The sequence below is a fragment of the Hymenobacter cellulosivorans genome (assembly GCF_022919135.1).
Lineage (GTDB): Bacteria > Bacteroidota > Bacteroidia > Cytophagales > Hymenobacteraceae > Hymenobacter > Hymenobacter cellulosivorans.
Genome location: NZ_CP095049.1, coordinates 4,207,085 through 4,233,041 on the forward strand (window position 1 = coordinate 4,207,085; position 25,957 = coordinate 4,233,041).

17 protein-coding genes and 1 pseudogene are annotated in these 25,957 nt (G+C 61.3%); 12 read left to right on the forward strand and 6 right to left on the reverse strand.

All coding sequences use genetic code 11. The features are described 5' to 3' along the window. Nucleotides 1–98: 98 nt before the first annotated feature. Entirely contained in the window at nucleotides 99–2,450 is a 2,352-nt protein-coding gene (locus tag MUN80_RS17820; RefSeq protein ID WP_244714814.1) for an ATP-binding cassette domain-containing protein, read from the reverse strand. Between the two features lie 295 nt (nucleotides 2,451–2,745). Between MUN80_RS17820 and MUN80_RS17825 the strand changes: the two genes are divergently transcribed. Continuing rightward, the gene (locus tag MUN80_RS17825; protein WP_244714815.1) at nucleotides 2,746–3,708 is read left to right on the forward strand and encodes a helix-turn-helix transcriptional regulator; all 963 of its coding nucleotides are present in this window, start codon (nucleotides 2,746–2,748) and stop codon (nucleotides 3,706–3,708) included. Nucleotides 3,709–4,111: 403 nt separating this feature from the next. On the opposite strand, the gene MUN80_RS17830 is transcribed toward MUN80_RS17825, so the two are convergent. Then, nucleotides 4,112–4,378 (reverse strand): winged helix-turn-helix transcriptional regulator, encoded by a 267-nt coding sequence (locus MUN80_RS17830; RefSeq protein WP_244714816.1) that lies wholly within the window; start codon nucleotides 4,376–4,378, stop codon nucleotides 4,112–4,114. Between MUN80_RS17830 and MUN80_RS17835 the strand changes: the two genes are divergently transcribed. Continuing rightward, nucleotides 4,345–4,821: an NAD(P)H-dependent oxidoreductase gene (locus MUN80_RS17835; protein WP_244714817.1), complete on the forward strand. Its 477-nt coding sequence runs from the start codon at nucleotides 4,345–4,347 to the stop codon at nucleotides 4,819–4,821. The two genes, MUN80_RS17830 and MUN80_RS17835, sit on opposite strands and share 34 nt — an antisense overlap. Nucleotides 4,822–5,182: 361 nt before the next feature. Here MUN80_RS17835 and MUN80_RS17840 read toward each other — a convergent pair whose 3' ends face one another. From MUN80_RS17840 to accC, 3 genes are all read right to left on the reverse strand, one after another. After that, nucleotides 5,183–7,822: a PAS domain-containing protein gene (locus tag MUN80_RS17840; protein ID WP_244714818.1), complete on the reverse strand. Its 2,640-nt coding sequence runs from the start codon at nucleotides 7,820–7,822 to the stop codon at nucleotides 5,183–5,185. 280 nt (nucleotides 7,823–8,102) lie between these two features. Beyond that, nucleotides 8,103–8,687, reverse strand: a complete 585-nt coding sequence (locus tag MUN80_RS17845) for a hypothetical protein (protein ID WP_244714819.1) — start codon at nucleotides 8,685–8,687, stop codon at nucleotides 8,103–8,105. 20 nt (nucleotides 8,688–8,707) lie between these two features. Further along, nucleotides 8,708–10,213 carry an acetyl-CoA carboxylase biotin carboxylase subunit gene (gene accC / locus MUN80_RS17850; protein WP_244714820.1) on the reverse strand — a complete coding sequence of 502 codons (1,506 nt, stop codon included), beginning with the start codon at nucleotides 10,211–10,213 and terminating at the stop codon, nucleotides 8,708–8,710. 384 nt (nucleotides 10,214–10,597) lie between these two features. Between accC and MUN80_RS17855 the strand changes: the two genes are divergently transcribed. After that, entirely contained in the window at nucleotides 10,598–11,842 is a 1,245-nt protein-coding gene (locus MUN80_RS17855; RefSeq protein ID WP_244714821.1) for an aminotransferase class I/II-fold pyridoxal phosphate-dependent enzyme, read from the forward strand. Between the two features lie 248 nt (nucleotides 11,843–12,090). Next, nucleotides 12,091–12,261, forward strand: a pseudogene (locus MUN80_RS26135) (BF3379 family histone-like protein); the annotation flags it as partial. 285 nt (nucleotides 12,262–12,546) lie between these two features. Here the strand turns inward: MUN80_RS26135 and tyrS are convergent. Further along, nucleotides 12,547–13,842 (reverse strand): tyrosine--tRNA ligase, encoded by a 1,296-nt coding sequence (gene tyrS / locus MUN80_RS17865; protein ID WP_244714823.1) that lies wholly within the window; start codon nucleotides 13,840–13,842, stop codon nucleotides 12,547–12,549. Nucleotides 13,843–14,023: 181 nt separating this feature from the next. Between tyrS and holA the strand changes: the two genes are divergently transcribed. The 8 genes from holA (at nucleotide 14,024) to MUN80_RS17905 (ending at nucleotide 25,957) form a co-directional block, all read left to right on the forward strand. Beyond that, entirely contained in the window at nucleotides 14,024–15,076 is a 1,053-nt protein-coding gene (holA, locus tag MUN80_RS17870; protein WP_244714824.1) for a DNA polymerase III subunit delta, read from the forward strand. A gap of 204 nt (nucleotides 15,077–15,280) precedes the next feature. Beyond that, the gene (kaiC, locus tag MUN80_RS17875; RefSeq protein ID WP_244714827.1) at nucleotides 15,281–17,029 is read left to right on the forward strand and encodes a circadian clock protein KaiC; all 1,749 of its coding nucleotides are present in this window, start codon (nucleotides 15,281–15,283) and stop codon (nucleotides 17,027–17,029) included. 7 nt (nucleotides 17,030–17,036) lie between these two features. Further along, on the forward strand, nucleotides 17,037–17,366 hold the full coding sequence (gene kaiB / locus MUN80_RS17880) for a circadian clock protein KaiB (RefSeq protein WP_244714830.1): 330 nt from the start codon (nucleotides 17,037–17,039) through the stop codon (nucleotides 17,364–17,366). A gap of 3 nt (nucleotides 17,367–17,369) precedes the next feature. Beyond that, nucleotides 17,370–17,705 carry a circadian clock KaiB family protein gene (locus tag MUN80_RS17885; RefSeq protein ID WP_244714833.1) on the forward strand — a complete coding sequence of 112 codons (336 nt, stop codon included), beginning with the start codon at nucleotides 17,370–17,372 and terminating at the stop codon, nucleotides 17,703–17,705. Continuing rightward, a complete protein-coding gene (locus MUN80_RS17890; protein ID WP_244714836.1) occupies nucleotides 17,702–19,426 on the forward strand; it encodes a PAS domain-containing sensor histidine kinase in 1,725 nt (574 codons plus the stop codon). The genes MUN80_RS17885 and MUN80_RS17890 overlap by 4 nt, the downstream gene beginning before the upstream one ends. 223 nt (nucleotides 19,427–19,649) lie before the next feature. Next, nucleotides 19,650–22,874, forward strand: a complete 3,225-nt coding sequence (locus MUN80_RS17895; protein WP_244714840.1) for a tetratricopeptide repeat protein — start codon at nucleotides 19,650–19,652, stop codon at nucleotides 22,872–22,874. Nucleotides 22,875–22,955: 81 nt separating this feature from the next. Further along, nucleotides 22,956–24,656: a TonB-dependent receptor gene (locus tag MUN80_RS17900; RefSeq protein WP_244714842.1), complete on the forward strand. Its 1,701-nt coding sequence runs from the start codon at nucleotides 22,956–22,958 to the stop codon at nucleotides 24,654–24,656. Between the two features lie 161 nt (nucleotides 24,657–24,817). Beyond that, nucleotides 24,818–25,957, forward strand: coding sequence for an HU domain-containing protein (locus MUN80_RS17905; protein WP_244714844.1), 1,140 nt, complete (start codon nucleotides 24,818–24,820; stop codon nucleotides 25,955–25,957).

Sequence of the window (25,957 nt, forward strand, 5' to 3'; positions counted from 1 at the left end):
TGTGCGGGCAAAGGAATTGGGCGACTGCGACAACTAGGTGTCAGCAGGGAGCAACTATTTTCTACCAGGCCATAGGCGGGAACCGGGAGCGGGCATTTTCAATCATTGGGGCCGGCCGGATGAGAAAGCGGTGCGGCGGCGGCTGTACTGCCCGTGCGGTGGTACTGGGCCAAATAGCGGGCCGTGACCGAATCGGCAGCAGTAAGCAAGGCCGCCGGAGTACCCTCAAACAAGACGCGGCCCCCGGCGCTGCCGGCCCCCGGCCCCAACTCCACGACCCAGTCGGCACTAGAAATCACGTCCAGGTGGTTTTCCACGACCAGCACGGTGCTGCCGTTGTCCACCAAGCGGTTGAGTAGCTGCAGGAGCGTGGCCACGTCGTGTAGGTGCAGGCCGGTGGTCGGCTCGTCCAGGATGTACACCTGCGCCGTCTTGCCCAACTCACCGGCCAGTTCCAGCCGCTGCCGCTCCCCACCCGAGAGCGTATTCAGCGGCTGCCCCAGCGTGAGGTACTGCAAGCCCACGTCCACAAGGGCCTGGAGCGTTTTACCAACCGCGGGTTCCGTGAAAAACGTCCCTGCCTCGTCCATAGAGAGATTCAGCACGTCGCTGATGGTCTTACCGCGCAGCCGATAGCCAAGCACTTCCGCCGTAAAGCGCCTACCCTCGCAGGTTTCGCAGACGGTGGCCACCGGGTCTAGGTGGGCCAGGTCGGTGTACACCACGCCCAGGCCCTGACAGTTCGGACAAGCCCCTTTGGAGTTAGCACTAAACAAGGCGGCACTTACCCCGTTAGCCACGGCAAATGCTTTGCGGATAGGGTCGAGCAAACCTAGGTAGGTGGCCGGGTTGGAACGCTTGGAGCCCCGGCTGATGCGTTGGTCGATGACAATGGCCTCGGGGTGCTGCTGCGGCAAACAACCCAGCAGCAGCGACGTTTTACCGGCGCCGGCCACCCCGGTGACCACCGTCAGCACGCCGGTTGGCAAGTTGAGGGACACATCGCGGAGGTTATGCAGCGAGGCGTTGCGCAGCTGCAACTGGCCGGTGGGTGGTCGGGGCACAGCCTTCAGGGGCTGATGATGGCGCAGGCCTTGGCTCGTGCGCGTATCGGCCGCCAGCAGCCCGGCGTAGGAGCCCTGGTAGACGATCCGCCCGCCGCCCCGGCCGGCCTGCGGCCCCATGTCTACCACATGGTCGGCAATGGCAATGACAGCGGGTCGGTGCTCTACTACCAGCACCGTGTTACCCTTGTCGCGCAGCTGCCGTAGCAGCGCGTTGAGGCGTGGTACGTCGTGAGGGTGCAGGCCGATGCTGGGCTCGTCAAACACGTAGGTCAAATCCGTTAGGCTCGACCCCAGGTGGCGCACCATTTTCACCCGCTGCGACTCGCCGCCCGAAAGCGTGGCGCTTTCCCGGCCCAGCGTCAGATACCCCAGGCCGATGGCAACCAGTTGCTCCAGGCGCGTGGCCAGGGCCGTGAGCAGCGGGGCCAGCGCGGGCGCGGTCAACTGCCGCACAAACGCGGCCAACTCGCTGACCGGCAGGTTCGCGCACTCGGCGATGTTGACCCCGCCGATACGGCAATTCAGGGCGGCTTGGTTGAGGCGGGCCCCGTGACAGGTGCCGCACGCTCCCTGCGTCACCATGCGCTCAAAAGCCGGGCGCAGGTGGGCCTGCAGTTGGTTGGCATCTTTCGACAAGTACACCCGCCGGAACTTGGGCACCAGGCCCTCGTAGGTGGTCTTACCTGTGCCCAGGGCGCCGGCCAGCTGTACCTTGATTTCGGGCAGGTACAGCAGTTGATGCCACTCCTGTTCGGTGTAGTCCCGCAGCTTTTTGTCGGGGTCGAAGAAACCCGACTGCGCGACGATGGTCCAGAACGGAGAATGGACGCTGAACGTGGGAAACAGCAACGCGCCTTCGTTGAGGCTTTTGCTGGGGTCAGTTAACTGCTCGGGCCGCACGGTAGTTACTTGCCCCAGGCCCCCACAGGCCGGGCACATGCCCTGCACCTCGTTGAAGGAAAAGGCGCTAACGCCCCCAGCGGCGGGCGTTCCGAGCCGCGCATAGACGAGCCGCAGCAGGGCGTAGGTGTCGGTGACTGTGCCCACGGTGGAGCGGGAATTTCCCCCCAGCCGCTGCTGGTCCACGACAATGGTGGCCGAGAGGTTGGTAAGCGATTCGGCGTGTGGCTGCCCGTAGCGGGGCAGGAAGCCCTGCACAAAGGCCGGGTAGGTTTCGTTGAGCAGCCGCTGCGACTCTGCCGCCAGGGTACTGAATACGAGCGACGACTTGCCCGAACCCGACACGCCGGTAAACACCGTAATGCGGCGCTTGGGAATGTCGAGCGAGACGTGTTGCAAGTTATTCTCGCACGCACCGCGCACTTCGATGCAACCGAAGGTGGATACAAAATCGGGGGATAAGGCGAGCGGGGACGAGGCCATGGAGTGTGAACAGGAAGTAAGAAGCAGGAAGAATAGAAGAGCACGAGCTGGCCTTTCAGCCTTCGGCAAAGGAAAAAGGCGACTGCGACAGCAGTGTGTCAGCAGCCCGCGGCGCGCCCGTTTTTTTGTTGCGATGCTGCTGGCAACCCCCATCCGCGCCCTATTTCCAGCAGCAGGGCCTAGGCGTCTTCTTTCGCGCATTATTGCGTATGTTGGGGCCTGCCCAGTAGCCTGAAAGCGCGCCGCTTGCGGCCCGCTTTCGGGCGGTAATCTGTCTTTCTCTCCTCCGTTTTGCATGAATCGATTCGACCGTATTACCGGTATTTTGCTGCAATTGCAGGCCCGGCGCGTGGTGCGCGGCCAGGCGCTGGCCGAACGGTTCGACGTGAGTCTGCGGACCATTTATCGCGATTTGCGCACCCTTGAAGCGGCCGGCGTACCGCTCTACGGCGAAGCCGGGGTTGGTTTCTCCTTGGCCGAGGGCTACAGTCTGCCGCCCGTCATGTTCACCCGCGATGAAGCCGTGGCCCTACTCACCGGCGAGAAGCTGGCTGCCCGCCTCACCGACGAACAGACCGCCGCCCACAGCCGCTCGGCTCTGGACAAGCTGCGGGCGGTGTTGCGCCGACCCGACCGCGACTACCTCGACGCCCTGGCCCCCCGCCTGGAGGTGCGACGTTTGCGCACGCAGCCGGCGACGCCTGTCGCCGACAGCGGGATGCACCAGCGCCTACTAGCAGCCACGATGGCCCGGCGCGTGGTGCGGCTGCGCTACCGCGCCGGCCTGGCTGAGGCCAGCACTACGCGCGACGTCGAGCCGATTGGCTGCTACCTGCAGCAGCAGTGGCACCTAATCGCATACTGCCAGCTGCGGCAGGATTTTCGGGACTTCCGCTTTGACCGCATCGAGCAGTTGGAAGTACGCGACGAAACATTTGCAGAGCGGCCGGAAACGCTGCAATCCTACTGGTCGGCGCAGGCCGTGCGCCGCCAAGCCTTGGAAGTAGCCCGTGTGCGCTTTCAGGCCGCGGCCGTGCGCACTATTCAGGACACCAAGCACCAGTATGGATGGGTGCAGGAAGAAGTACGGCCCGATGGCACCGTGGAGATGGCCTTTCTGCCCGGTGGGCTGCGCTACTTAGCCGCGTGGCTGCTGCCCCAGGCCGGCTCGTTTACGGCTGTCGCGCCGCCGGAACTGCAGCAGCAGTTGCGGGAGTTGGCCCAGGCAGCACACGACTGTTTTTGCGAAGCGACATAAACTTTCCGGCGGCTAAGCTAGGCAGCGCCTCCTCATGGCTCTGCCTAGTATGCGTCTGTAAAACGCATCTCATCGGGGACGGCTTAGCGTAATTTTAGTCCCAGCGGCTATAAAAAAGCTCCTGGGCATCTACACAAGCGCTGCGCACGTTGGCAAGCGAGAGAAGCTAGTTCCTAGTTCCGCAGTCTAGCTACTGGTTCACGCGTCTTGGGCCTTCGAGTAGCACTTACCGGCGTAGGTTGTCAATAGCTGGATTTAGGGTAAATGTCCGTACTACGGAATCAAATCAGGGGCCCGCACGACATAGCCCCCAAGTGGAACCCGCAGTACACGTCGAGCGCACCACAGCGGGCAATGAAGGATAGGGGAACGGAAGACATGTAGCTCAAGGTGCCTGCAAGCGCTATTTCGCGACAGCCGTCGGCGCATCTGACTCATCAGGAAACTGGCTGCCCCAGTGCGCCGCCACCTCAATCATAGGGACGGCCGTCTGCCCAAGTGGCGTCAGGGTATAGCGCACGTACTGGCCCTGCTGCTCCCGGCTCACCAACCCGTCGGCTTCTAGCTGTTTGAGCTCCGTTGACAAGACCTTTTTCGAGATGCCTTGCAGGCACTGATGCAGCTGCCCGAAGCGGAATGGGTGCAGCCGTAAGTAAAATACAATCAACATCTTCCACTTACCTCCTAGCGGCGGCTATTGCCCCGCACAATGCGTTGACAGAACAGTTGCTGGCGGCCGATATTCTGATCCTGGCTCATCCCCTACATAATTTCTCGTTACCAGGTCCTGTCAAGCTCTGGCTCGATGCCGTGCTGCAGAAGGGCAAGGCGTTTGATTACCGGCCCGAACAGGTTGGGCTGTTGCAAGGCAAGAAAGCGCTGGCGTTGTATTCCTCGGCCGGCCTGTACGAAGGCAACCAGTATGCGTATCGCGATACGCTGCCGGCCACGTATAACGCCATTTTTTCCTACACCGAAGTAGGCGAATACGAAATTGTCGGCGCCAACCGGACGGTCGCGCTCGGGGCGGCGGCCGAAGCGCAGGCCCTGCGTAATGCCGAGGCAAGATTAACCACCATCGGCCGGCGGTGGTACGTTGATCGAGTCAAGTAGTTAGTATAGAGGATAAGCACCCGTCAGCCTACCCGCGCGCTGTCAAGCCGCTTGTTTGCGGGTTATCCTGCTTTGTACCAACCACTAGAAAAACTTCATATCCCTGAGGTATGCACTACTAGCGTGTACACGGTAACGGTCGTTTTCGCTAAAAGAGCGGTGGGTACCACTCAACGGGCTATACTTCCTGCTTTCTGAGAGCCTGCCAACCATACTTATAAAGCGTTCCGGATTATGGCCGGAACGCTTTATAAAATCTGGGTAAAGACGAGCTAACTACTCAGGGTTTTCAAAACTGACCAGGTCAACCCCTCTACCGCACCCCCAGCCGGTTCCGCTTCCAGGCCGAATCCCGGTAGCCTTACTGGCCACTGCCGGGGGCTTGCTGTTCGCGCAGGAAGTACACGCGGAAGGTGCTGCCCTGCCCGAGCTGGCTCTCCACCTCAATGCGGCCCCCGGCGTTTTCGACCATCTTCTTGACCATGTAGAGCCCGATGCCGGTGCCCTCGACGTGGTCGTGGAAGCGCTGGAACATGGCAAAGAGCTTGTCCTGGCGCTGGGTCAGGTCCAGGCCCAGGCCGTTGTCCTCGATGGCCAGCACTTGGTAGTCTGCCTGGGGCCAGGCCCGGATGCGCACCCGCGGGGGCCGGTCGGGGGCGCGGTACTTGAGGGCGTTGCTGAGCAGATTGTAGACCACCGAGCGCAGGTTCTTTTCCGAGAAGAGCAAGGTCAGGCCGGCCGGCACCTGCACCTCCACCTGGGCCTGGGTGTGCTGCACCAGGGGCTGCAAATCCAGGTACACGGCCTCAATCACGCCGGCCAGCTCCACGGGGGCGCTGGCCTGCTTGTATTCCTGCTGCAGGCGCGAAACCTCGGTCAGGTGGCGGAGAGTGCGCTTGAAGCGCTCTACGGCCCCCTGCATCATGGTCAGCATCTGGTCCACGTTGCCGACGCGGCCGGCGGCGGGCAGCTCGTGCTCCAGGGCCAGCAGCAGGCCCTCGATGTTGGAGATGGGCGCCTTCAGGTCGTGCGAGGCGGTGTAGATGAAGTTGTCCAGGTCCACGTTGCTGCGCACGAGCTGCTGGTTGGTGTCGAGCAGCGCCTCGTTGGTGGCCGTGAGCTCCTCGTTGATGGCGGCCAGCTCCTGGTTGAGGCCTTCCACCTTCTGGCGGATAAGAACCTGCTCGGTCACGTCGTGGGCAAAAATGGAAATGCCTGCCACCTGGCCGTTCTCGCGGTAGGCCTGGTAGGTAAAGGTATAGTAGCACACGGGGCCGGGCGGCTGCCCGGGGGCGGGCTGGGCCAAGAAGGGCATCTGCTGGCCCACGTAGGTTTCCCCGGTCTGGTAGACGTGGTCCATCAGGGCCACAAAGCCCTGGGCCAGCATTTCGGGTACGGCTTCCTCCACCGTCAGGCCCACGAGCCGGCGGCCGGGAAACAGGGCCTGATAGGCCGGGTTCACGTACTCGAAGCGGTGGCCGGGGTCGCGCAGCAAGGCCACCAGGACGGGGGCCTGCTCGAAGATGTAAAAGAAGGCCAGGCGCTCGGCGGCCTGGTGCCGGGCAGCGGTCAGCAGCTGGGCCTGCAGGGCCTCGGCCTGCTGGCGGGCCCGACCCTTGTCGGTCACGTCGACAATGAAAGCCAGAATCCCGGTACTCGTGTCGTGCTCGTCGGCCAGGGGCTGGAGGATAAAATCCAGGTAGCGGGGCTCGGGCTGGCCAGTGGCCGCGTCCAGGAGCATGATGGGCATCTCGGTACCGATAAAGGGCTGACCGGAGGCGTAGACCTCGTTGAGCAAGCCCACGAAGCCCTGGGCCATGACCTCGGGTAAGACCTGGGCTACGGGCTGCGCCAGCCGGGCGCGGCCCCCGGACAAGGTTTGGTAGGCGTCGTTGAAGAACGTGTAGCGGTGCTCGGGGCCGCTGAAGGTGGCAATGGCGGCCGGCACCTGCCCCAGGATAAGGCGCAGTAGCTGCTGCTGTTCGCTCAGCTGGCGGGTGCGCTCCTGCACCCGGGCTTCCAGCTGCTGGTTGAGCAGTTCGAGCCGCTGCTGGGTCACGCTCAGATTGGTGTTGGCCGTCAGGTATTCTTCGTTGGCTGCCTGGAGCTCTTCGTTGCTGGTAGCCAGCTCCTGGTTGAGGTCCTGCACCTGCTGGCGGGCCCGCACCTGGTCGGTTACCTCGATGGCCGAGGCAATCAGGCCCGTAATGCCGCCCTGCTCGTCGTAGGCGGGCTGGTAGGTGATGTTGAAGTAGCCCTGGTAGTACTGGTGGGCCTGCTCGATGCGCACGAGCAGCTCCCGGAAATAGTAGGGCTCGCCGGTTTGCAGCACGCCGGCAAACACGGCCTCAAAGCCCTGGCCCGCCAGATCGGGCAGGGCCTCGAAGTGGGGGCGGCCCACAATCTGGTCGAGGGGGCGGCCCCAGATCTGGCCCATGCGGGCGTTGGCCCATTCGACCACAAACTCGGGGCCGCGCAACCGGGACAGGGCAATGGGAGCTTGCTCAAAAACCCGCTGCAACTCGGCGCGCTGGGCCTCGGCCGCAGCCTGGGCAACTCGTTCCCGGGCCTGGCTTTCCCGCAGGCGCGCCTGGCCCTGCACTTCGGCCGTGACATCCTGGGCCATGTGAATGATCTGGACCACGGCCCCCTGGGCATCCAGCACGGGCGTGTTGAGCACCTGCCAGTGCCGCTCGACAAACTGCCCGGGGTGGTCGGGGTCGGGCACGTCGTAGTGCTGCTGGGCCATCTGGTGGGGCTGCTTCGTAGCCAGGACCTGTTCCAGGGAGGCGCGCAGGTTGTGGGTGCTGCGGGCCTCGGGCGCGAGCGGGTTGTCGGGAAAGGCGTCAAACACCACTCGCCCGACCACCTGCTCGCGCTGGCTGAGCGTGGCCTGCAGGTAGGCGTCGCTCACGGCTTCAATCACGAAGTCGGGCGAAAACAGCATAAAGGGCCGGGGCAGGGCAGTGAACAGCAGGGCTGCTTCGGGCGCAACGGGCATAGGCGTACAAGTCAGGAAAGCCCGCGGGCGTGGCGAAGATACTCTACTCTGCTTACGCAGCGGCTACCTTAGTTGCTACCTTCCCCGTGCGTTTTTTAGGGTGATTCTGCGGCGGACCACAAGTCGTTTGCCCGGACCAGGTGCTTTTCGGCCGTAGGCTGCCGCGCGAGCCCCGGCGTATTGGTAGCCGCGGCCACGGGCCAGTAAAAGTGGTCCAGGGTATCGTTCACCGACGAGACGCAAGGTTGCGTCTCTACACACAGGCAGTGCGGCCTAGTTCTTAGCCGCCCTGCTGAGACGTCTTGTGAATGATTTTTCCGTCGCGTAGAAATATGGTCAGTACTTCCGGATGGGATAAAACATAAGTCTCCAGATTTATCGTGTCGCCGTTGCTTTTGAGTATTTTTTTAGGTCTATCGTCCTTTAAATGCTGGTTTACCCACTGCCGTTGAGTAGGCGAGATGGTATTCAAGCAATGGTTGTATTTGACCAAGACGTAGTGGTTGTTTATGTTTTTCAGGGCGCACGGCTGATAGTATTCGAAGAACTTGATAGTTGAAACCGACGAAACGGTGATGGAAGCACGGACACTATCCTGCGCTACTTCAATGTATACCAGGGATGGATATAGCTTGGACGTCAGTTCTTCCGCATTTCTGTCCGCATACAAGCCAATTTCCCTGACCACTTCTTGCTTGCTCAGAATAGCTGGGAACGGCTCGGGCTGGCGTGCAGCCTTGCTCGCTTTATCATGTGAACAAGAGGACACGGCTAATACAACAAGCGCACTAAACACGTATCTCATGTTGCCTTGAATTGGGGACGAGCTAAATAAAAAGCCCGGCCAACCAGCCGGGCTTTTCAAATCTATACTAAACAAACGCTCTACCGTACGCCCAGCCGATTGCGCTTCCAGCCCGAGCCCTGCGTCGAAGCCGGGGCATTACTGGCCGCGGCCGGGGCTTTCTTTTCGCTTATGAGCAGGGCCGTGAGCACGGCGGCGAGCTTGGCGGTGGTTTCGTCGGGCTTGGCGTCGAGGTCGGCGGCGGTGAAATGGTCGCGCACGAAGTTCGTGTCGAAGTTGCCGCTGACGAAGGCCGGGTGCCGGAGCACGTAGCTCCCGAAGGGCAAGGTGGTCTGGATGCCGGTAATCTGGTACTCGTCGATGGCGCGCAGCATCCGCTCGATGGCCTCGGTGCGGTCCTTGCCGAAGGTGACGAGCTTGGCAATCATCGGGTCGTAATAAATCGGGATGTCCATGCCCTGCTCGAAGCCGTCATCGACGCGCACGCCCGGGCCCTGGGGGCGCACGTAGGTGGTCAGGGTTCCGATGTCGGGCAGGAAGTTGTTTTGCGGGTCTTCGGCGTACACGCGCAGCTCCAGGGCGTGGCCGGTGATGGTCAGCTCGTCCTGGGTGAAGGGCAGGGGCAGGCCCTGGGCCACCCGGATCTGCTCTTTCACCAAATCGAGGCCGGTAATCTGCTCCGTGACGGGGTGCTCCACCTGCAGGCGGGTGTTCATCTCCAGGAAGTAGAAGTTGCGCTGATCGTCGAGCAGAAACTCCACGGTGCCCGCCCCGGTGTAGTTGCAGGCCCGGGCCACGTCCACGGCACAACGGCCCATTTCGGCCCGCAGCTCGGGCGTGAGCACCGAGGACGGCGCCTCTTCAATGACTTTCTGGTGGCGGCGCTGAATCGAGCATTCCCGCTCAAACAGGTGTACGATGTTGCCGTGCTCGTCGCCCAGAACCTGAATCTCGATGTGGCGCGGGCCGGTCACAAACTTCTCAATAAACACCGAGCCGTCGCCAAAGGCCGAGGTGGCCTCGTTGATGGCCAGCTGCATCTGCTCCTCAAACTCCTCGGCGTTATTGACGATGCGCATACCCTTGCCGCCGCCGCCGGCCGAGGCCTTAATCAGAATGGGAAAACCTACTTCCGAAGCAATGCGCTTGGCTTCCTCCACGTCAGAAATGGCCTCGTCGGTGCCGGGTACCAGCGGGATGTCGTAGGCTTTTACGGCCTGCTTGGCCGAGAGCTTGTCGCCCATGATGTTCATGGCCTCGGGCGAAGGACCCACGAAAATCAGCCCGGCCTCGGTGACCATGCGCGCAAACTCCGCGTTTTCCGACAAGAAGCCGTAGCCGGGGTGAATGGCATCCACGTTCAGGCGGCGGCACACTTCCAGGATGGCGTCGCCGCGCAAATAGCTTTCCGACGACTGCGGGCCACCGACGCACACAGCCTCGTCGGCGTAGCGCACGTGCAGGGCCTGGCGGTCGGCCTCACTATAGATAGCCACGGTCTGCAAGCCCATTTCCTTGGCCGAGCGCAGCACGCGCAGGGCTATTTCGCCGCGGTTGGCGACCAGCAGCTTCTTGATTTCTTTCATGCGGTGGGAGTAGAGAGGAAGGCGTAGAAGGAGAGGGAAAGGGTAAAAGAACATCATGTCGACCATTCTGCGCTTCAAGCAGAGAAGAGACCTCCCGCGCGCAGTCGTTATAAGGCTGTATTATTACGAATGCAGGCGAGATTCCTCGCTGGGCTTAGAATGACATCCTATTGGTGACGTTTGGGGAAAGACCCTCGAAAATCAATTCCAGCCCAAAGAAACGCCATTCTACCTACTCCGTAAAACGAGAAGGCTATTTTTCGTGGAGTTGGAAGCCTCGCGCGCAGGGGCTACTTTTGCAGATTGCCATAACTTTGTACTTTATCGGATGGTTGAACCCCCAGCCACCCATCTGTTTCCTTTTCACATTTAACCCATTCCCTCGTGGATCTTTTCGAAAAGATTGCCGCGAACCGCGGCCCACTGGGCAGCCATTCGCACTACGCCCACGGCTATTTCACCTTCCCCAAGCTGGAAGGCGAAATCGAGCCCCGTATGATTTTTCGCGGCAAAGAGGTTCTTACCTGGAGTCTGAATAATTACCTGGGCCTGGCCAACCACCCCGAAGTCCGTAAGGCCGACGCTGACGCCGCCGCCCAGTACGGCATGGCCCTGCCCATGGGCGCACGCATGATGTCGGGCAACTCGAACCTGCACGAGCAGCTGGAAAGTGAGCTGGCCGACTTCGTGCAGAAACCCGACTGCATGCTGCTCAACTTTGGCTACCAGGGCGTGGTATCGATTATCGACGCCATGGTGGGCCGCCACGACGTGATTGTGTACGACGCCGAGTCTCACGCCTGCATCATCGACGGCGTGCGCCTGCACGCCGGCAAGCGCTTCGTGTATACCCACAACGACATGGAGAGCCTGGAGAAGCAGCTGCAGCGCGCCAAGCGCATCACCGACGAAACCGGCGGCGGCGTGCTCGTCATTACGGAGGGCGTGTTCGGCATGTCGGGCAACCAGGGTAACCTGCGCGGCGTGGTAGCCCTGAAGGAAAAATACGAGTTCCGCCTCTTCGTCGATGATGCCCACGGCTTCGGCACGATGGGCGCTACGGGCGCCGGAACGGGCGAAGAACAGGGCGTACAGGACGGTATCGACCTTTATTTTTCGACCTTCGCCAAGAGCATGGCCAGCATCGGCGCCTTCGTCGCCGGGCCGGAAAGCGTAATTGAATATTTGCGCTACAACATGCGGAGCCAGATTTTCGCCAAATCCCTGCCCATGCCGCTCGTGGTAGGTGCTTTGAAGCGCCTGGAGCTGCTGCGCACCAAGCCTGAGCTGAAAGACAACCTCTGGACCGTAGTACGGGCCCTACAGAGCGGTTTGCGCGAAAAAGGCTTCAACATCGGCACCACGACTTCGCCCGTGACGCCCGTGTTTTTGAACGGCCAGATTCCCGACGCAACCCAAATAACCTTCGATTTGCGCGAGAATCACGGTATTTTCTGCTCTATCGTGGTGTATCCGGTAGTTCCCAAGGGCGTTATCATGCTCCGTCTGATTCCAACGGCCGTGCATTCGCTAAGCGACGTCGATCAGACCATCAAGGCCTTTGAGGTAGTGGCCGAGAAGCTCGATAAGGGCCTTTATTCCAAAACGGAGGCTGTTCCGGCCAGCTAGGCCGGTTTTCTGAACCGAATGACCAAGGGGCGCTTTTCGTGAGAGAAGCGCCCCTTGGTTTTGGTATTATTCCTGCAACATTCAATAAAAACTATATTCTGGAAATGGGGTTTGATTTTGGTAAAACCTAGCTTCATTAGCTGCTAGGGGCATTTTGAAAAAAAATTACAACTATTGCTTGTATTTGAAATCCCTGTATATTAGGCCCGTTCAATAACATCAAACCCACACCAATCAACCTTTTTCACATGAGCAATTATAGCCAACTGAAAGACCTCGTACTCTCCCTGGAATCGGACTTCGAGAAGTTCTACGACAAGCAGAACTCGGCCGCTGGTACCCGCGTGCGTAAAGGCATGCAGGAACTGAAAAACCTGGCCCAGACCATCCGTACGGAAGTGCAGAACACCAAGAACAGCGCCGCTGGCGATGCTGGTGCTGCTCCGGCTAAAGCGGCTCCCGCTAAGAAAGCTGCTGCTCCGGCCGCTGCCAAGAAAGCTGCTCCTGCCAAGAAGAAGTAGGTTGCCCTGAACCACGGATTCGACGGATTGTGTAGTCGACTCCTGGGTCAAACAAAAAGGCCCCGCCAGCACGGCGGGGCCTTTTTGTTTGTCATCTCACCTAGCAGTAATTCTTAATAAAGTCTGCTGAGCCGTCCACACAATCCGTGAAATCCGAATAGTCCGTCGAACCCGTGGTGTGGTTTAGATAAGCTTGATCAGGAAGTAGCTTTTGCCCTTCTGGGCCACCAGGTACTTGTCCAGCAGGGGCGCCACGGCCGTGGCCGACTGGTCGAGGGCAACTTTCTGGCGGTTTAGCTTCACGCCGTTATTCTGGACCATCTTGCGGGCCTCGCCTTTGCTGGCGAAAATTACCCCATTCGTTGCCGTGCTCAGCAGGGTCAGGGCGTCGAGGTCGGCTACTTCGCTGCGGCTGATTTCCACCTGTGGCACGCCGGCAAAGACGTCGAGTAGGGTAGCCTCGTCGAGCGAAGCCAAATCACCGCCGCCGAAGAGCACCTGGGACGCGGCCAGCGCGGCCTCGAAGGCTTCCTGCGAATGTACCCGGATAGTCACGTCCTTGGCCAGGGCTTTCTGCAGTACGCGCAGGTGGGGAGCCTGGGCATGTTCGGCTTCCAAGGCCTCAATTTCCTGCTGGGAAAGCAGCGTAAATACGCGGATCAGGCGTGGGGCGTCCACGTCTTCGGCCCGCAGGAAGAACTGGTAGAACTGGTAAGGCGAGGTCATGGTCGGGTCGAGCCAGACGGTGCCGGTTTCGCTCTTGCCGTACTTGGTGCCGTCGGCTTTGGTAATGAGCTGGCCGGTCAGGGCGTAGGCTTTGCCCTCCCCGTTGCTCATGCGCCGGATCAGTTCGGTGCCGGTCGTGATGTTGCCCCACTGGTCACTGGCGCCCATTTGCAGGGTCGTGCCCAGCTCCTTGTAGAGGTGGAAAAAGTCGTAGCCCTGCAGCAGCTGGTAGCTGAACTCGGTGTAGCTCAGGCCCTCGGCCCCGGAGTCCTCGTTGCCGCTGATGCGACGCTTTACCGAGTCCTTGGCCATCATGTAGTTTACGGTCAGGTGCTTACCCACTTCGCGCAGAAACTGCAGGAAGCCAAAGTCCTTGAACCAATCGTAGTTGTTGACCACTTTGGCCCCGGTAGGGCCTTCGTTAAAGTCCAGGAACTTCTCTAGTTGGGCTTTGATACCGGCCTGGTTGCGGCGCAGAGCCTCCTCGTCGAGCAAATTCCGCTCCGCTGACTTACCCGACGGGTCGCCAATCATGCCGGTGGCGCCGCCTACCAGGGCCAGGGGGCGGTGGCCGGCGCGCTGCAGGTGGACTAGCAGCATGATGGTGGCCAAATTGCCGATGTGCAGCGACGAAGCAGTAGGGTCGAAGCCGATATAGCCGGTGATAGGCGCGTTCTGGCGCAAATGCTCATCGGTGCCGGGCATCATGTCGTGAAACATCCCGCGCCAGCGGAGCTCTTCTAGTAGGTCCAAGGTGGTGAAAAGGTGAAATGGTGAGATGGTGAGTTTTTTGGGCCAATGGGTGTACGCACCGACCCCGCTCACCAGAAGGAAGGCTGCAAAGGTAAAAGTACGGTGGTACATTTGCGCGGAGAAAAAGAGGAGGCCATAAGAAGGTCAACTCACCATTTCACTAGTTCACCAGTTCACCACCTTGCTTTCCACCCCCGACGAAATTCTGCAGCAGCTGCGTCAGCGGCAATACGCGCCCGTGTACTTCCTGCAAGGGGAGGAGCCCTACTATGTGGACTACATTGCCGACATCCTGGAAAAACACGTGCTGCCCGAGCACGACCGGGGCTTCAACCAGGTGGTGCTCTACGGCAAGGACACCGACGTAGCCGCCATTCTGGGGCAGGCCCGGCGCTTCCCGATGATGGCCGAACGTTCGGTGGTCATTGTCAAGGAAGCCCAGGCCGTGGCCGACCTGGAGTCGGAAAAGGCTTTTCCGTTTCTGGAAGCCTACCTCAAAAACCCGCTGACGACGACCGTGCTCGTGTTCTGCTACAAGCACAAAACCCTGGACGCGCGCAAGAAGCTGGGCAAGCTGCTAGCCGAAAAGGCCGTGGTAATGACCAGCAAAAAGCTCTACGACAACCAGGTGCCGGCCTGGATTACGAGCTACGTGCGCGGCAAAAAGCAGCAGATTACGGGTCAGGCCACGGCTATGCTGGCCGAGTACATCGGTACCGAGCTGGGCCGGCTGACCAACGAAATCGACAAGCTGCTGCTCAACGTCAAGCCCGGGCAGGGCATCGACGAGGAGCTGGTGCAGCAGATGGTAGGCATCAGCAAGGACTACAACATCTTCGAGCTGCAGAAGGCCCTGGTGCAGCGCGACGTGCTCAAGGCCAACCGTATCCTGAGCTACTTTGAGGCCAACCCCAAAGCCAACCCACTGATTCCGAACCTGACGCTGCTCTTCGGCTTCTTTACCAAGCTGCTCGTGCTCCACCAGCGCGGCAACCCCAGTGACGCCGACTTTAAAAAGCTGGGCATCATGAACTCCTTTGCCCAGAAAGAGTACAGTCAGGCCCTGCGCGTGTACGACTTCGGCCGCACCCGCGACATTATTCACCTCTTGCGCCGGGCCGATTTGCAGAGCAAGGGCGTGGAAAGCGGCTCGATGAGTGACGGAGAAATTTTGCGGGAACTGGTCTTTCTTATTCTGCACCCCGTGCCCCTGAGCGCCGTGGTGGGCGGCTAGTCAAAGACTACTTGTCCGCCAATGTATTAGGCTTTTTATCCCCTTGGCTAATCCCCCGCTCCGCTTAATACGTTAACTCCAAGGTTGAGCTTGTAAACCCCGCAACAGGGCCCGGCAACCCAGTTTTTGGTCAAGCTCAACCATACCGGCCACCAGAAAGCCGTACCTTGGACCAGGCATTGCCTGTGCCGAAAATTTTGCTGCATGTCAACTACTCCTGCTTCTGCTTCCGCTCACCCGTCCGCGGCCCTGCCCCAGCTGCCCAAAGCGCCTTCCGGCATCGATGGGCTGGATGAAATAACGGAGGGCGGTCTGCCCCTGGGCCGGCCCACCCTGATCTGCGGCAGCGCCGGCTGCGGCAAAACCCTGATGGGTATCGAGTTTCTGGTGCGCGGCATCCAGGACTACCACGAGCCCGGCGTGCTGATGACCTTTGAGGAGTCGGCGGCTGAGCTGGCGGCCAACGTCACCTCCCTGGGCTTTGATCTGGTGCAGCTGCAGGCCGACAAAAAGCTGCGCATCGACCAGGTCCACGTCGACCGGTCCGAAATTGAGGAAACCGGCGAGTACGACCTCGAAGGCCTTTTCATCCGCCTGGGCCACGCCATCGACTCTATCGGGGCCAAGCGCGTGGTGCTCGACACGATTGAGGCTTTGTTTTCGGGTTTTCCCAACGAAGGCGTGCTGCGCTCGGAAATCCGCCGCCTGTTTCGCTGGCTCAAGGATAAGGGCGTCACGACCATCATTACCGCCGAGCGGGGCGAGGGCACGCTCACCCGCCAGGGCCTGGAAGAGTACGTGTCCGACTGCGTGATTCTGCTCGACAACCGCGTGATTGACCAGATAACCACCCGGCGCCTGCGCATTGTGAAGTACCGCGGCAGCACCCACGGCACCAACGAGTACCCGTACCTGATTATGGAATCTGGTATTTCGGTGCTGCCCGTCACCTCGCTGCAGCTCAACCACGAGGTGTCGGACGTAATCGTGTCGTCGGGCATTCCGGCCCTGGACGAAATGTTTGGCCGCCGCGGCTTTTACCAGGGCAGTAGCGTGCTGGTAACCGGCACGGCCGGCACGGCCAAAACCACGCTGGCCGCTACGTTTGCCGCCGAGGTATGCCGCAACCACGGCCGCTGCCTGTTTCTGGCCTTCGAGGAGTCGCCCCAGCAGCTGGTGCGCAACATGCAATCCGTCAGCATCGACCTGGCGCCTTTCGTGGCCAGCGGGCAGCTGCGCATCGAGGCCACCCGGCCCACGCTCAACGGCCTGGAGCGCCACCTGGTGAGCATTCACAAGCTGATCAAGGACTTTAAGCCCGCGGCCGTTATCATTGACCCCATCAGCAACCTGATTTCGGTAGGCAACCTGAGCGAGGTCAAGAGCATGCTCATCCGCCTCATCGACTTTCTGAAAGTCAACGGCATCACCGCCCTGTTTACCTCTCTTATCAGTGGGCGCAACATCCAGCAGGAAATGACCGAGGAAGGCGTTTCGTCGCTGGTTGATACCTGGGTGAGCGTGCGTGATTTGGAGGGCATGGGTGAGCGGAACCGCGGCATCAGCATTCTGAAGTCGCGCGGCATGAGCCATTCCAATAAAGTGCGCGAGTTTTTGGTTACCGAGCAGGGCATTCAGCTGCTCGACGTCGTTATTGGGCCCACGGGCATTGTCACGGGCGCCGGCCGCCTGACCCAGCAGCTGCAGGAGCAAGCTCAACTGCTGGCCGCCCAGCAGGAACTGGAGCGTAAAGACCGGGAACTGGAGCGCCGCCGCCGCGTCCTGGAAGCCACCATCGGCAACCTGCGCACCGAGTTTGAGTCGGTGGAGGAGGAGCTGCGCCAGATCAACCACGAGGAGCAGGCCCGGCAGCAGGCCCTGGCCCAGGGCCGGGCCCAGTTTAGCCAGCCCCAGCCTCTGCAGCCCTCCGGCTCCCCATCACAATCTTCATAAGTCCGTAATGGAAACAACACTTGCCAAAACGGCTTTATTTATGGACGAAGAATCCTGGGAACTACGCCTGTACGTAGCCGGGCAAACGCCCAAATCGGTCATGGCCCTGGCCAACCTGAAGAAGTACTGTGAGCAGTACCTGAAGGGCCGCTATTCCATCGAGGTTATCGACCTGCTCAAGAATCCCCAGCTAGCCGAAGGGGACCAGATCCTGGCCATTCCCACCCTGGTGCGCAAAGTGCCCGAGCCCATCCGCAAGATCATCGGCGACCTGTCGAACGAGGAAAAGGTGCTGGTTGGACTTGATATTCGGGTCGTAGGCGGTAAAAACCAGTAGTAGATGGAAGTAGAAGAAGGGGCGGAGGCAACTACCGGGGCCGAGTACGTGTTGCACCTGTATATTACGGGAGCTACTCCTAACTCGACGCGGGCCGTACGCAACATCAAGGATATCTGTGAGCAGTACCTACCGGGCCGCTACGAGTTGCTGATCATCGACATCTACCAGCAACCCGAACTGGCCCAGCACGAGCAGCTCATCGGCGCCCCTACGCTCATCAAGCGCAGCCCGGGCTTGGTGCGCCGCCTCGTCGGCGACCTTTCGGACCGGGCGCGGGTGCTGCGGGCCTTGGGCATTACTCCGCCCGCGGCGCAAGACCAAACCACGAGCCAATGAGGGAGGCGGCAGGGAAAACGGCGGCCGAGCTAGCCCGCGAGAATGAGGAGCTGCGCTACCGCCTTGAGGAAGCCGAAGAGCTGATTGAGGCCGTACGTACCGGCGCCGTCGATGCCCTGGCCATTCAGAGCCCGGAAGGGCCGCGCATCTTCACCCTGGAGGGCGCCGACCATGGCTACCGCACCCTGATTGAGCAGATGAACGAGGGGGCGTTGCTGCTAAGCGACGACGGAACCATCCTCTACGGCAATGCCTGCCTGGCCAGCTGGTTGGGGCGGGCCCTGGAAGAAGTTATCGGCGGCAAGCTCGACGCCTTTATCCCTCTGGACTTTCACGGCTACTGGCAAACGCTGCTGGGCAGCGCCTGGGACGAAGGCAAGGGCAAGGGCGAACTGCCGCTGCGCAGTCAGGATGGCTCGTTGCGGCCCCTGTCGCTGTCGATGAACATGCTGACGTTTCATGAAACGCCGGTGCTGGCCGTTATTGCCACCGACTTATCGGCCCAGCAGGCCGTTAAAGCCATTCAGGCCCGCGTCACGGAGCAGAATGCCGTTATTGCCCGCAAAAACGAGGAGCTTACCCGCCAGCAGCAGGCCCGGCAGGCCATTGAGCGGGTGGCGGCCGAAGCCAGCCGCATGCTGGAAGGCATCCCGCAGATTGCCTGGACCACCGACGCCCACGGCGTGACCACCTACCTCAACCACCGCTGGTTTGACTTCACCGGGGCCGGTAGCTTCGTGGATTTGGGCAGCCAGTGGCAGGAGCACATTTTTCCGGCCGATGCCGAGCCCAGCAACGCCCGCTGGGCCGAGTGCCTGCGCACCGGGCAGGCTTTCGAAATCGAGTACCGCTTCCGCAACCACGCTGGCGAGTACCGCTGGATGCTGGGCCGGGCCTTGCCCTCCCGCAACGAGCGGGGCGAGATTGTGCAGTGGATTGGCACCTTCACCGATATTCACGAGCACAAGCTGGCCCTGGAGCGCATCGACCAGGCCCAGCGCGAGCTGCAGGTCAACAACGAGCAGCTGACCCGGGCCAACGTGGACCTGGACAACTTCATCTACACCGCTTCCCACGACCTGAAGGCCCCCATCAGCAACATTGAAGGCCTGCTGCAGGCCCTGCTGCTGGAGCTGCCCGCCCACACGGCCCAGGAGGCCGAGCAGGTACCCCAGATTCTGCGGATGATGCAGGCTTCGGTGGACCGCTTCAAGCGCACCATCGAGCACCTCACCGAAGTGACCAAGCTGCAGAAGGAGCATGGCTCTACGGCCGCCACCGTGGACCTGAAACGGCTCATTCACGAAGTCCGGCTCGATCTGCAGCCCCTGGTGCAGGCCGCCGAAGCCACCGTGGACATTTCGGTCGGCACCTGCCCCACGATTTCCTTTTCGGAGAAAAACCTGCGCAGTATTATTTACAACCTGCTCAGCAACGCCCTGAAGTACCGCAGCCCCGAACGGCCGCCCCGGGTGCGGGTCAGCTGCGCCGTGGAGGCTGGCTACGCCGTGCTGCGGGTGGAAGACAATGGCCTGGGTTTGAACCTGAAACACGATGGTAAAAAGCTGTTTGCCATGTTTCAGCGCCTGCACGACCACGTCGAGGGCACCGGCATCGGGCTCTACATGGTCAAGAAAATTGTGGAAAACGCCGGCGGGCGGATTGAGGTAGCCAGCCAGATGGGCGTGGGCTCCACATTCAGCGTTTATTTTAGGCGCTAAACCGCAAGGTTCCGGTGTGGAACTGCACTTGCGCGGCGCGCAACCGGGACAATGCGGCCGGAAGGGGCAGCCGCAGTAGGTTGCTGGGCCGGTATACACCAAACCGGCCCGTTGCGGCGTTACCAGAGTCTAAAAGGCCAAAACTGCGCAACCCATTGCCTTTTTTCGCTACTTTTGACCAGTACCGGGCCGGCAGCGCCCTTTTTCCCGTAACGCCCCGTTAATGAAGATATTTCCCCGGATTGCGCTGGCCGCTTCCCTCAGCGCCGCGGCTCCCGTGGCCGCTTCAGCCCAGCAAACGCAGGTTTTTGCCTCCGACGAACGACACTTTCAGGAAGGTCTCGAACTCTTTGACCGCGGCAAGTACGGCGCCGCCCAGCAGGCCTTCCAGCGCTACCTAGAACAAACCCAGCGCCGCACCGGCGAGCTGCGCGACCGGACCACCGACGCGGAGTACTACCGCGCCATCAGTGGCCTTTACCTGTTTCACCCCGACGCCGAGGGGCAGGTCCTGGCCTTTGCGGCCAACAACCCGGCCCACCCCAAAGCGGCCCAGGCCTTCTTCGAGCTGGGCAAGCTCTACTTCGACAAGAAGGACTACGCCCGCTCCATCGACTACCTGCAGCGCGTAGGGGCCGACAACCTGAGCACCGAGCAGCGGGCCGAATCCGAGTTTAAGCTGGCTTACAGCTACTTTTCCCAAAAGGAGTTCGACAAAGCCAAGCTTCTCTTTGACCGCAACAAGCAGGGCAACCACGAGTACCGCTACGCCAGCTCCTACTACGCGGGCTATTTGGCCTTCCGCGGGGGCGACTACGCCGCCGCCCGCCAGGACCTGAGCGTGGCCGAGCAAAACGATGCCTACCGCCTCGTGGTGCCGGCCATCATGAGCCAGATCTACTATAAGGAAGGCAACTTCGACGGCCTGATTGACTACGGCACCAAGGCCCTAGCCCAGACCCCGCCGCCGCAGAGCGCCGACGAAATTCAGCTGCTTGTGGGCGACGCCTTCTACCAGAAGCAGGACTTCAAGCAGGCCGCCGAGTACTTCGACAAGTACGCCGCCGGCCGCAAGAAGATTGAGCCCAAGGTGCAGTACAAAATCGGCTACGCCAACTTCAAGATGGGCGACTACAAGGGCGCCATCGGCAGCCTGAAGGGCGTGGCGGCCCAGCGCGACTCGCTCGGGCAGAATGCGGCCTACCACTTGGGCTTAAGCTACCTCAAAACCAACCAGAAGCAGCAGGCTCTGAACTCGTTCGACGCGGCCCGCAAGACCACCTTCGACAAGACCATCACCGAAAACGCCACCATCAAGTACGCCCAGATCAACTACGAGCTGGGCAACACCCAGGAGGTGATTACGGCCCTTCAGGGCTTCAACAAGCGGTTTCCGCGCTCCAAGAACAGCGCCGCCGCCGACGACATCCTGAGCGAGAGCTTCCTCAATTCGAGCGACTTTACCCAGGCCATCAGCTACCTCGAAGGCCTCGACGACCGCAGCAACAAGCTCAACGCCACCTACCAGCGCGTGACCTACCTGCAGGCCGCCACGCTCTACAACAACAACCAGTACTCGCAGGCCCTGCCGCTGGTTGATAAGTCGCTGAAGTACCCCCAGGACGATGCCTTGCGGGCTGCCGCTCAGGTGCTCAAGGGCGAAATCTACTCAGTAGGGCAGAAGTACCCCGAAGCCATTCAGGCCTACACCGCCGCGGCCCGTACGGCCCGCAGCGGCTCGGCGGCCGAAACCGACTTCGACCAGAAGGCCCGCTATGGCCTGGGCTACGCCTACTACAACACCCAGCAGTACGCCCCGGCCCGGACCCAGTTTCAGGCCTACCTCAACGACCCGGTGGCCAAGCCCACCGACCCGAACTACTACGACGTGACCCTGCGCGTGGCCGACACCTACTACGTGGGGAAAAACTACGCCCAGGCCCTGGAGCTCTACGACAAGGTTATTGCCGCCAACGCAGCCGACAAGGACTACGCCTACTATCAGAAAAGCGTAACCCTGGGCCTGATGGGCCGGCGCGACGAAGCCACCAAGACCCTGAGCACCCTGCTCAAAACCTCGCCCACGTCGCGCTACGCCGATGATGCCGTGTATCAACAGGCCCAGTTCGACTTCGAGGCCGGCGACTTCCAGCCCGCCGTCGACGGCTTTACCAAGCTTATTACCAACCGGCCCAACAGCCAGCTGATTCCGCAAGCTTTGCAGAAGCGCGGGGTGGCCTACGCCAACCTCAACCAGCACGACAAGGCCATTGCCGACTTCAAGCAGGTGCTCGACCAGTACCCGCGCACCAAAGCGGCCAGCAGCGCTATTTACAGCATGCAGGAGAGCCTCGCGGCTACGGGCAAAACTGAAGATTTCGACCAGTACCTGGCCCAGTTTAAGGCCCAGAACCCGGAAAGCAAGGCCACCGAAAGCGTCGAGTTTGAGGCCGCTAAATCCTTGTACCTGGCCGAAAAGTATCCCCAGGCCATTACCCGGCTGGAGTCGTACCTGAAACAGTACCCCAGCAACGCCCTGGCCGCCGACGGCCGCTTTTTTCTGGCCGATTCCTACCTCAAAACCGGCAAAAAGGCCGAGGGCCTGACCCGGATGCGGGCCGTGGTGCAGGAGGGCAAGAGCGAATTCGTGAACCGGGCCGTGGGCCGGGTAGCCGACCTGGAGTTTGAGGCCAAAAACTACCCCGAGGCCATCAAGTACTACACCCGCCTGCGGGAAGTGTCGCAGAACAAGCGCGAGGTGGCCAACGCCGGCATCGGGCTGATGAAAAGCTACTACGAAACCGCCGACTACCCCAGCACCCGCCGCGTGGCCGAGGAGCTGCGCAGCGTGGCCGGGGCTTCGCTCAACGCCACCAATGCCGCCAACCTGTATCTGGGGAAAGCCAGCCACAAGACCGGCAACTTCGAGCTGGCCCTGCCCGAGCTGACCAAGGCCGCAGCTGCCACCGACGAAACCGGGGCCGAAGCCCAGTACCTGCTGGCCGACGTGCTGTTTCAGCAGAAAAAGTACCCCGAGGCTCTCGACGCGGCCTATAAGACCAACTCCTCGAACTACGAGCTGTGGCAGGGCCGGGGCTTTTTGCTGATTGCCGACATCTACACGGCCCAGGGCGAAACGTTCCAGGCCAAGGCCACGCTGAACTCCATCATCGAGAATAAATTCCCGGTACCCGAGGTCATCGAAGGAGCCAAGCAGCGCCTGGCGGCCTTGTCGACGGACGCCGGCAGCGGCGGCACCACGGGCGGCGGCAAAACTCCGCCGGCCAAGACGCCGCCCACCAAAACCCCGCCTACTGGCAAAACCGGCGCGAGCACGCCGACGCCGAAAACGCCAACTACCAAGGGCAAAACCTCCGTGCGCAGCGCGTTGCAGCCCACCGAAACGGCTCCGGCCGACTCCACGGCCATGCCCGAGAGTCAGAAGTAGCAGCCCGGCCCGTAACGTATTTTTGACAGACAACCAGGATTGGGGCCCCACAGCGTGGGTCCCCATCCCAGACCCTCCGCTATGACCCTTCGTTCCCCTAAAATGCTGCCCCTGGCGGTTCTGCTGGCTGCTGCGCCCGTGCTGGCGCAGGCTCAGAAGACCGGCAAAACGGGCGGCAAGATTGAAGACGCCGAAATCGAGATTGTGAAGGAGCGGGTCAACCAGCTGCCCGAAGCCACCCGCAACTTCGAGAAAATCAAGATTGACCCGCCGGCCAAGCAAACCACCCCGGTCACGTATACGTACCCCGATTTCCGCCTGCCCGCCGACCGGCTCAACCCCGCCGTGCGCGTCTTGTCGATTCAGCAGGAGGAACTGGCCTCGCAAACCGGCAACTACCTCAAGGGTGCCGTTGGCAATTACGGTACGCTCTACGCCAAAGCGTATTTGCACAACACCCGCAGTGAAACGGCCTCCTACGGCCTCGACTTCAGCCACCTTTCCTCGTCTTCGGGCCCCGTCGACAAGAAGAACTCGGGCTCCAGCCAGACCCGCCTGGGGCTGAGCGGCGAAACCTACAATGGCCCCGTAACCCTGGGCGCCAAGCTGGACCTGGGCCGGGAGCGGTACAACTTCTACGGCTACAACCGCGAAACCCGCCGCCTGCCCCCCAATGCCGACAGCCTCAAGCAGGTCTTTAAGCGCGCCGCGGCCAAGGTGTACATGCGCAACCAAAGCACCGACGCGCCCTTTCAGTACGACCTGGGCCTGGGCTTCAACTACTGGGCCGACAACTTCAAGGCTTCGGAAAGCAACTTCACCGTGGCCTTGCGCTCGGCCTACACCCTGAGCGAGAAAAGCCGGGTGGCCGTCAACGGCGACGTGTCGCTGATTTCCTACAAGGACTCGCTTAAGACCAGTCGGCCCTTCCTGCAGCTGACGCCCGCCTACGAGCTGACCCTGGACCGGCTGGCCCTGTCAGTGGGAGCTACCCTGGGCTACACCGGCGACACCATCCGCCGGGCTTCGCAGTTCAATGTGTACCCGGCTATCCGCCTGGGCTATACCGTCTCGGAAGATAAGTTCGTGGTCTTTGCCGGCCTGGGCGGGGCCCTACAGCGCGTGACGATGTACGATCTGACCACCGAAAACCCCTGGCTGGCGCCCAACCAGCGCGTAGCCGACACCCACCGCGGGCCCACAGTCTACTTCGGCTTCAACGCCACACCGGCCCGGGCCCTGTCGGTAAATGCCAAGGTGACCCTGGCCAACGACCGGAATCTGTACTTCTATAACAACAGCCGCCGCGACTCCACCAAGTTCGACCTGGTCTACGACAAGAAAGCCACCCAGTTTATCAACGTCCACGGCGAGTTGCTCTACAATGCTGCCGAGCAGGTGCGTATTGGTTTCAAGGCGGATTACAACGGTTACAAGACCCATTCGCTGCCCGAAGCCTTCCACCGCCCGGCCTTCCAGACAACGCTGTTCGGAACGTATAATATGTATGATAAGCTGCTGCTGGGAGCTGAGTTATATACCTACAGCTCTAGCTATGGTTCGGGCTACTCGCGCCGCCTCGTAAACGGGCGTCCGCTCGGTGAAGTCGTGCGGCCCACCGACTCGGTCATCGACCTGAACTTGCGGGCCGATTACCGTATTATGGAAAATCTGTCCATATTTGCTCTTGGCAATAATTTGCTGGGCCGTAAATACGAGCGTTTCCTGAACTATCCGGTGAAAGGATTCAACGTATTGGCGGGCGTAACGTATGATTTTTGAACATAATTGAGTTGATGCCCGAGTTGCCAATCAGCTAGTACCGCCCAAGGCCTCCAGGTCGCCCGCCATGTTTCTTCTTGGGAAGCGTGGCCTACGGTCTGGAGGTCTTTTGCGTACCAGTCGCCGCCGCCCGGGCTCACGCCACGTAACCTTTGCCGCTGATGCAGCTCTCCGACCATATCCGCACCCTGCTGCGCGACCACGACTGCGTTATCATCCCCGAGTTTGGGGGCCTGATTGCCGATTACGCCCCGGCCCAGGTGCACCCCGTGCGCCACACGCTGGCCCCGCCCGCCAAGCGCGTGGCCTTCAACCAGTCGCTGACCCGCAACGACGGGCTGCTGGTCGATGCGTTGAGCCGCTCCCTGAACCTGACCACGGCCCAGGCCCGCCTGCTCGTGCGCGACGCCGTAGGCCGTCTGCAGGCTGAGCTCGACGCCAGCCAGCGCACCGAGCTGCCCGGTATCGGGATTTTCCGGCAGTCGGCCGGCCGGGGGCTGGAGTTCGAGTACACCGGCAATCAGAACCTGCTCACGGCCAGTTACGGCCTGCCCGAGCTGGTTTCGCGCCCTATCCGGGCCACCGATGCCCTGCTGGCCCGTGACCGGCAGCAGTCGGCCCCCATCTTAGCCGTAAGCCGTTCCCGTCGCGCGATGAAAACGTTCCGTATTGCCGCTACCCTGGTTATTACCGGCCTGATTTTGTCGGCCAACTATCAGTTTGCTTCCCAGTTGGGCTACCTGCCCGAAAGCTGGAAAATAACGTCGAGCCAGGAGCCCACCACCGCTGAGTCGGCCGCGCCGGAGGAAGCCGCGCCCGCCGTAGCCCGGCAGCCCGCCGCCCTGGCAGCCCACGACTGGGATGATTCGGCCCCGGTAGCGAGTGCCGCCGAGCCGGTGGCGCCCGCCGCCCCCGCTGCCGTAGTGGCCAAGCCGGTGGTGCGCAAGCCCAAGGCCGTAGCTGCCAAGCCCGTCGTGAAAGCTCCGGCTGCAACCAAGCCCGCCGCGGCCGTGTCGGTAGCCAAGCCGGCTGTAGCCACGGATGGTGGCACAACCATTAAAGGCCGCACGGGCCGGGCCTACGTCATTGTGGGGGCTTATAATACGCTGGCCCACGCCGAGAAAGGCCGGATGGCGCTGGTCAACCACGGCCACCGCCACGCCCGCATCGTGATGCCGGCTCCGGGCAGCCGCAAGTTTCGCCTCTCGGCCATTGATTACGCCAATAAGGCTGAAGCGCAAAAACAACTGCCGGTGCTGCGCAAGCACTTAGGCTCATCACTCTGGGTTCTCAATTACTAG

Coding starts and splice junctions, on each gene's coding strand:
- MUN80_RS17890 (WP_244714836.1), top strand. CDS start 17,702: ATGAGGGAGGCGGCAGGGAAAACGGCGGCCGAGCTAGCCCGCGAGAAT.
- MUN80_RS17825 (WP_244714815.1), top strand. CDS start 2,746: ATGAATCGATTCGACCGTATTACCGGTATTTTGCTGCAATTGCAGGCC.
- kaiC (WP_244714827.1), top strand. CDS start 15,281: ATGTCAACTACTCCTGCTTCTGCTTCCGCTCACCCGTCCGCGGCCCTG.
- MUN80_RS17895 (WP_244714840.1), top strand. CDS start 19,650: ATGAAGATATTTCCCCGGATTGCGCTGGCCGCTTCCCTCAGCGCCGCG.
- kaiB (WP_244714830.1), top strand. CDS start 17,037: ATGGAAACAACACTTGCCAAAACGGCTTTATTTATGGACGAAGAATCC.
- MUN80_RS17830 (WP_244714816.1), bottom strand. CDS start 4,378: ATGTTGATTGTATTTTACTTACGGCTGCACCCATTCCGCTTCGGGCAG.
- MUN80_RS17885 (WP_244714833.1), top strand. CDS start 17,370: ATGGAAGTAGAAGAAGGGGCGGAGGCAACTACCGGGGCCGAGTACGTG.
- MUN80_RS17835 (WP_244714817.1), top strand. CDS start 4,345: ATGGGTGCAGCCGTAAGTAAAATACAATCAACATCTTCCACTTACCTC.
- MUN80_RS17905 (WP_244714844.1), top strand. CDS start 24,818: ATGCAGCTCTCCGACCATATCCGCACCCTGCTGCGCGACCACGACTGC.
- MUN80_RS17840 (WP_244714818.1), bottom strand. CDS start 7,822: ATGCCCGTTGCGCCCGAAGCAGCCCTGCTGTTCACTGCCCTGCCCCGG.
- MUN80_RS17820 (WP_244714814.1), bottom strand. CDS start 2,450: ATGGCCTCGTCCCCGCTCGCCTTATCCCCCGATTTTGTATCCACCTTC.
- accC (WP_244714820.1), bottom strand. CDS start 10,213: ATGAAAGAAATCAAGAAGCTGCTGGTCGCCAACCGCGGCGAAATAGCC.
- MUN80_RS17900 (WP_244714842.1), top strand. CDS start 22,956: ATGACCCTTCGTTCCCCTAAAATGCTGCCCCTGGCGGTTCTGCTGGCT.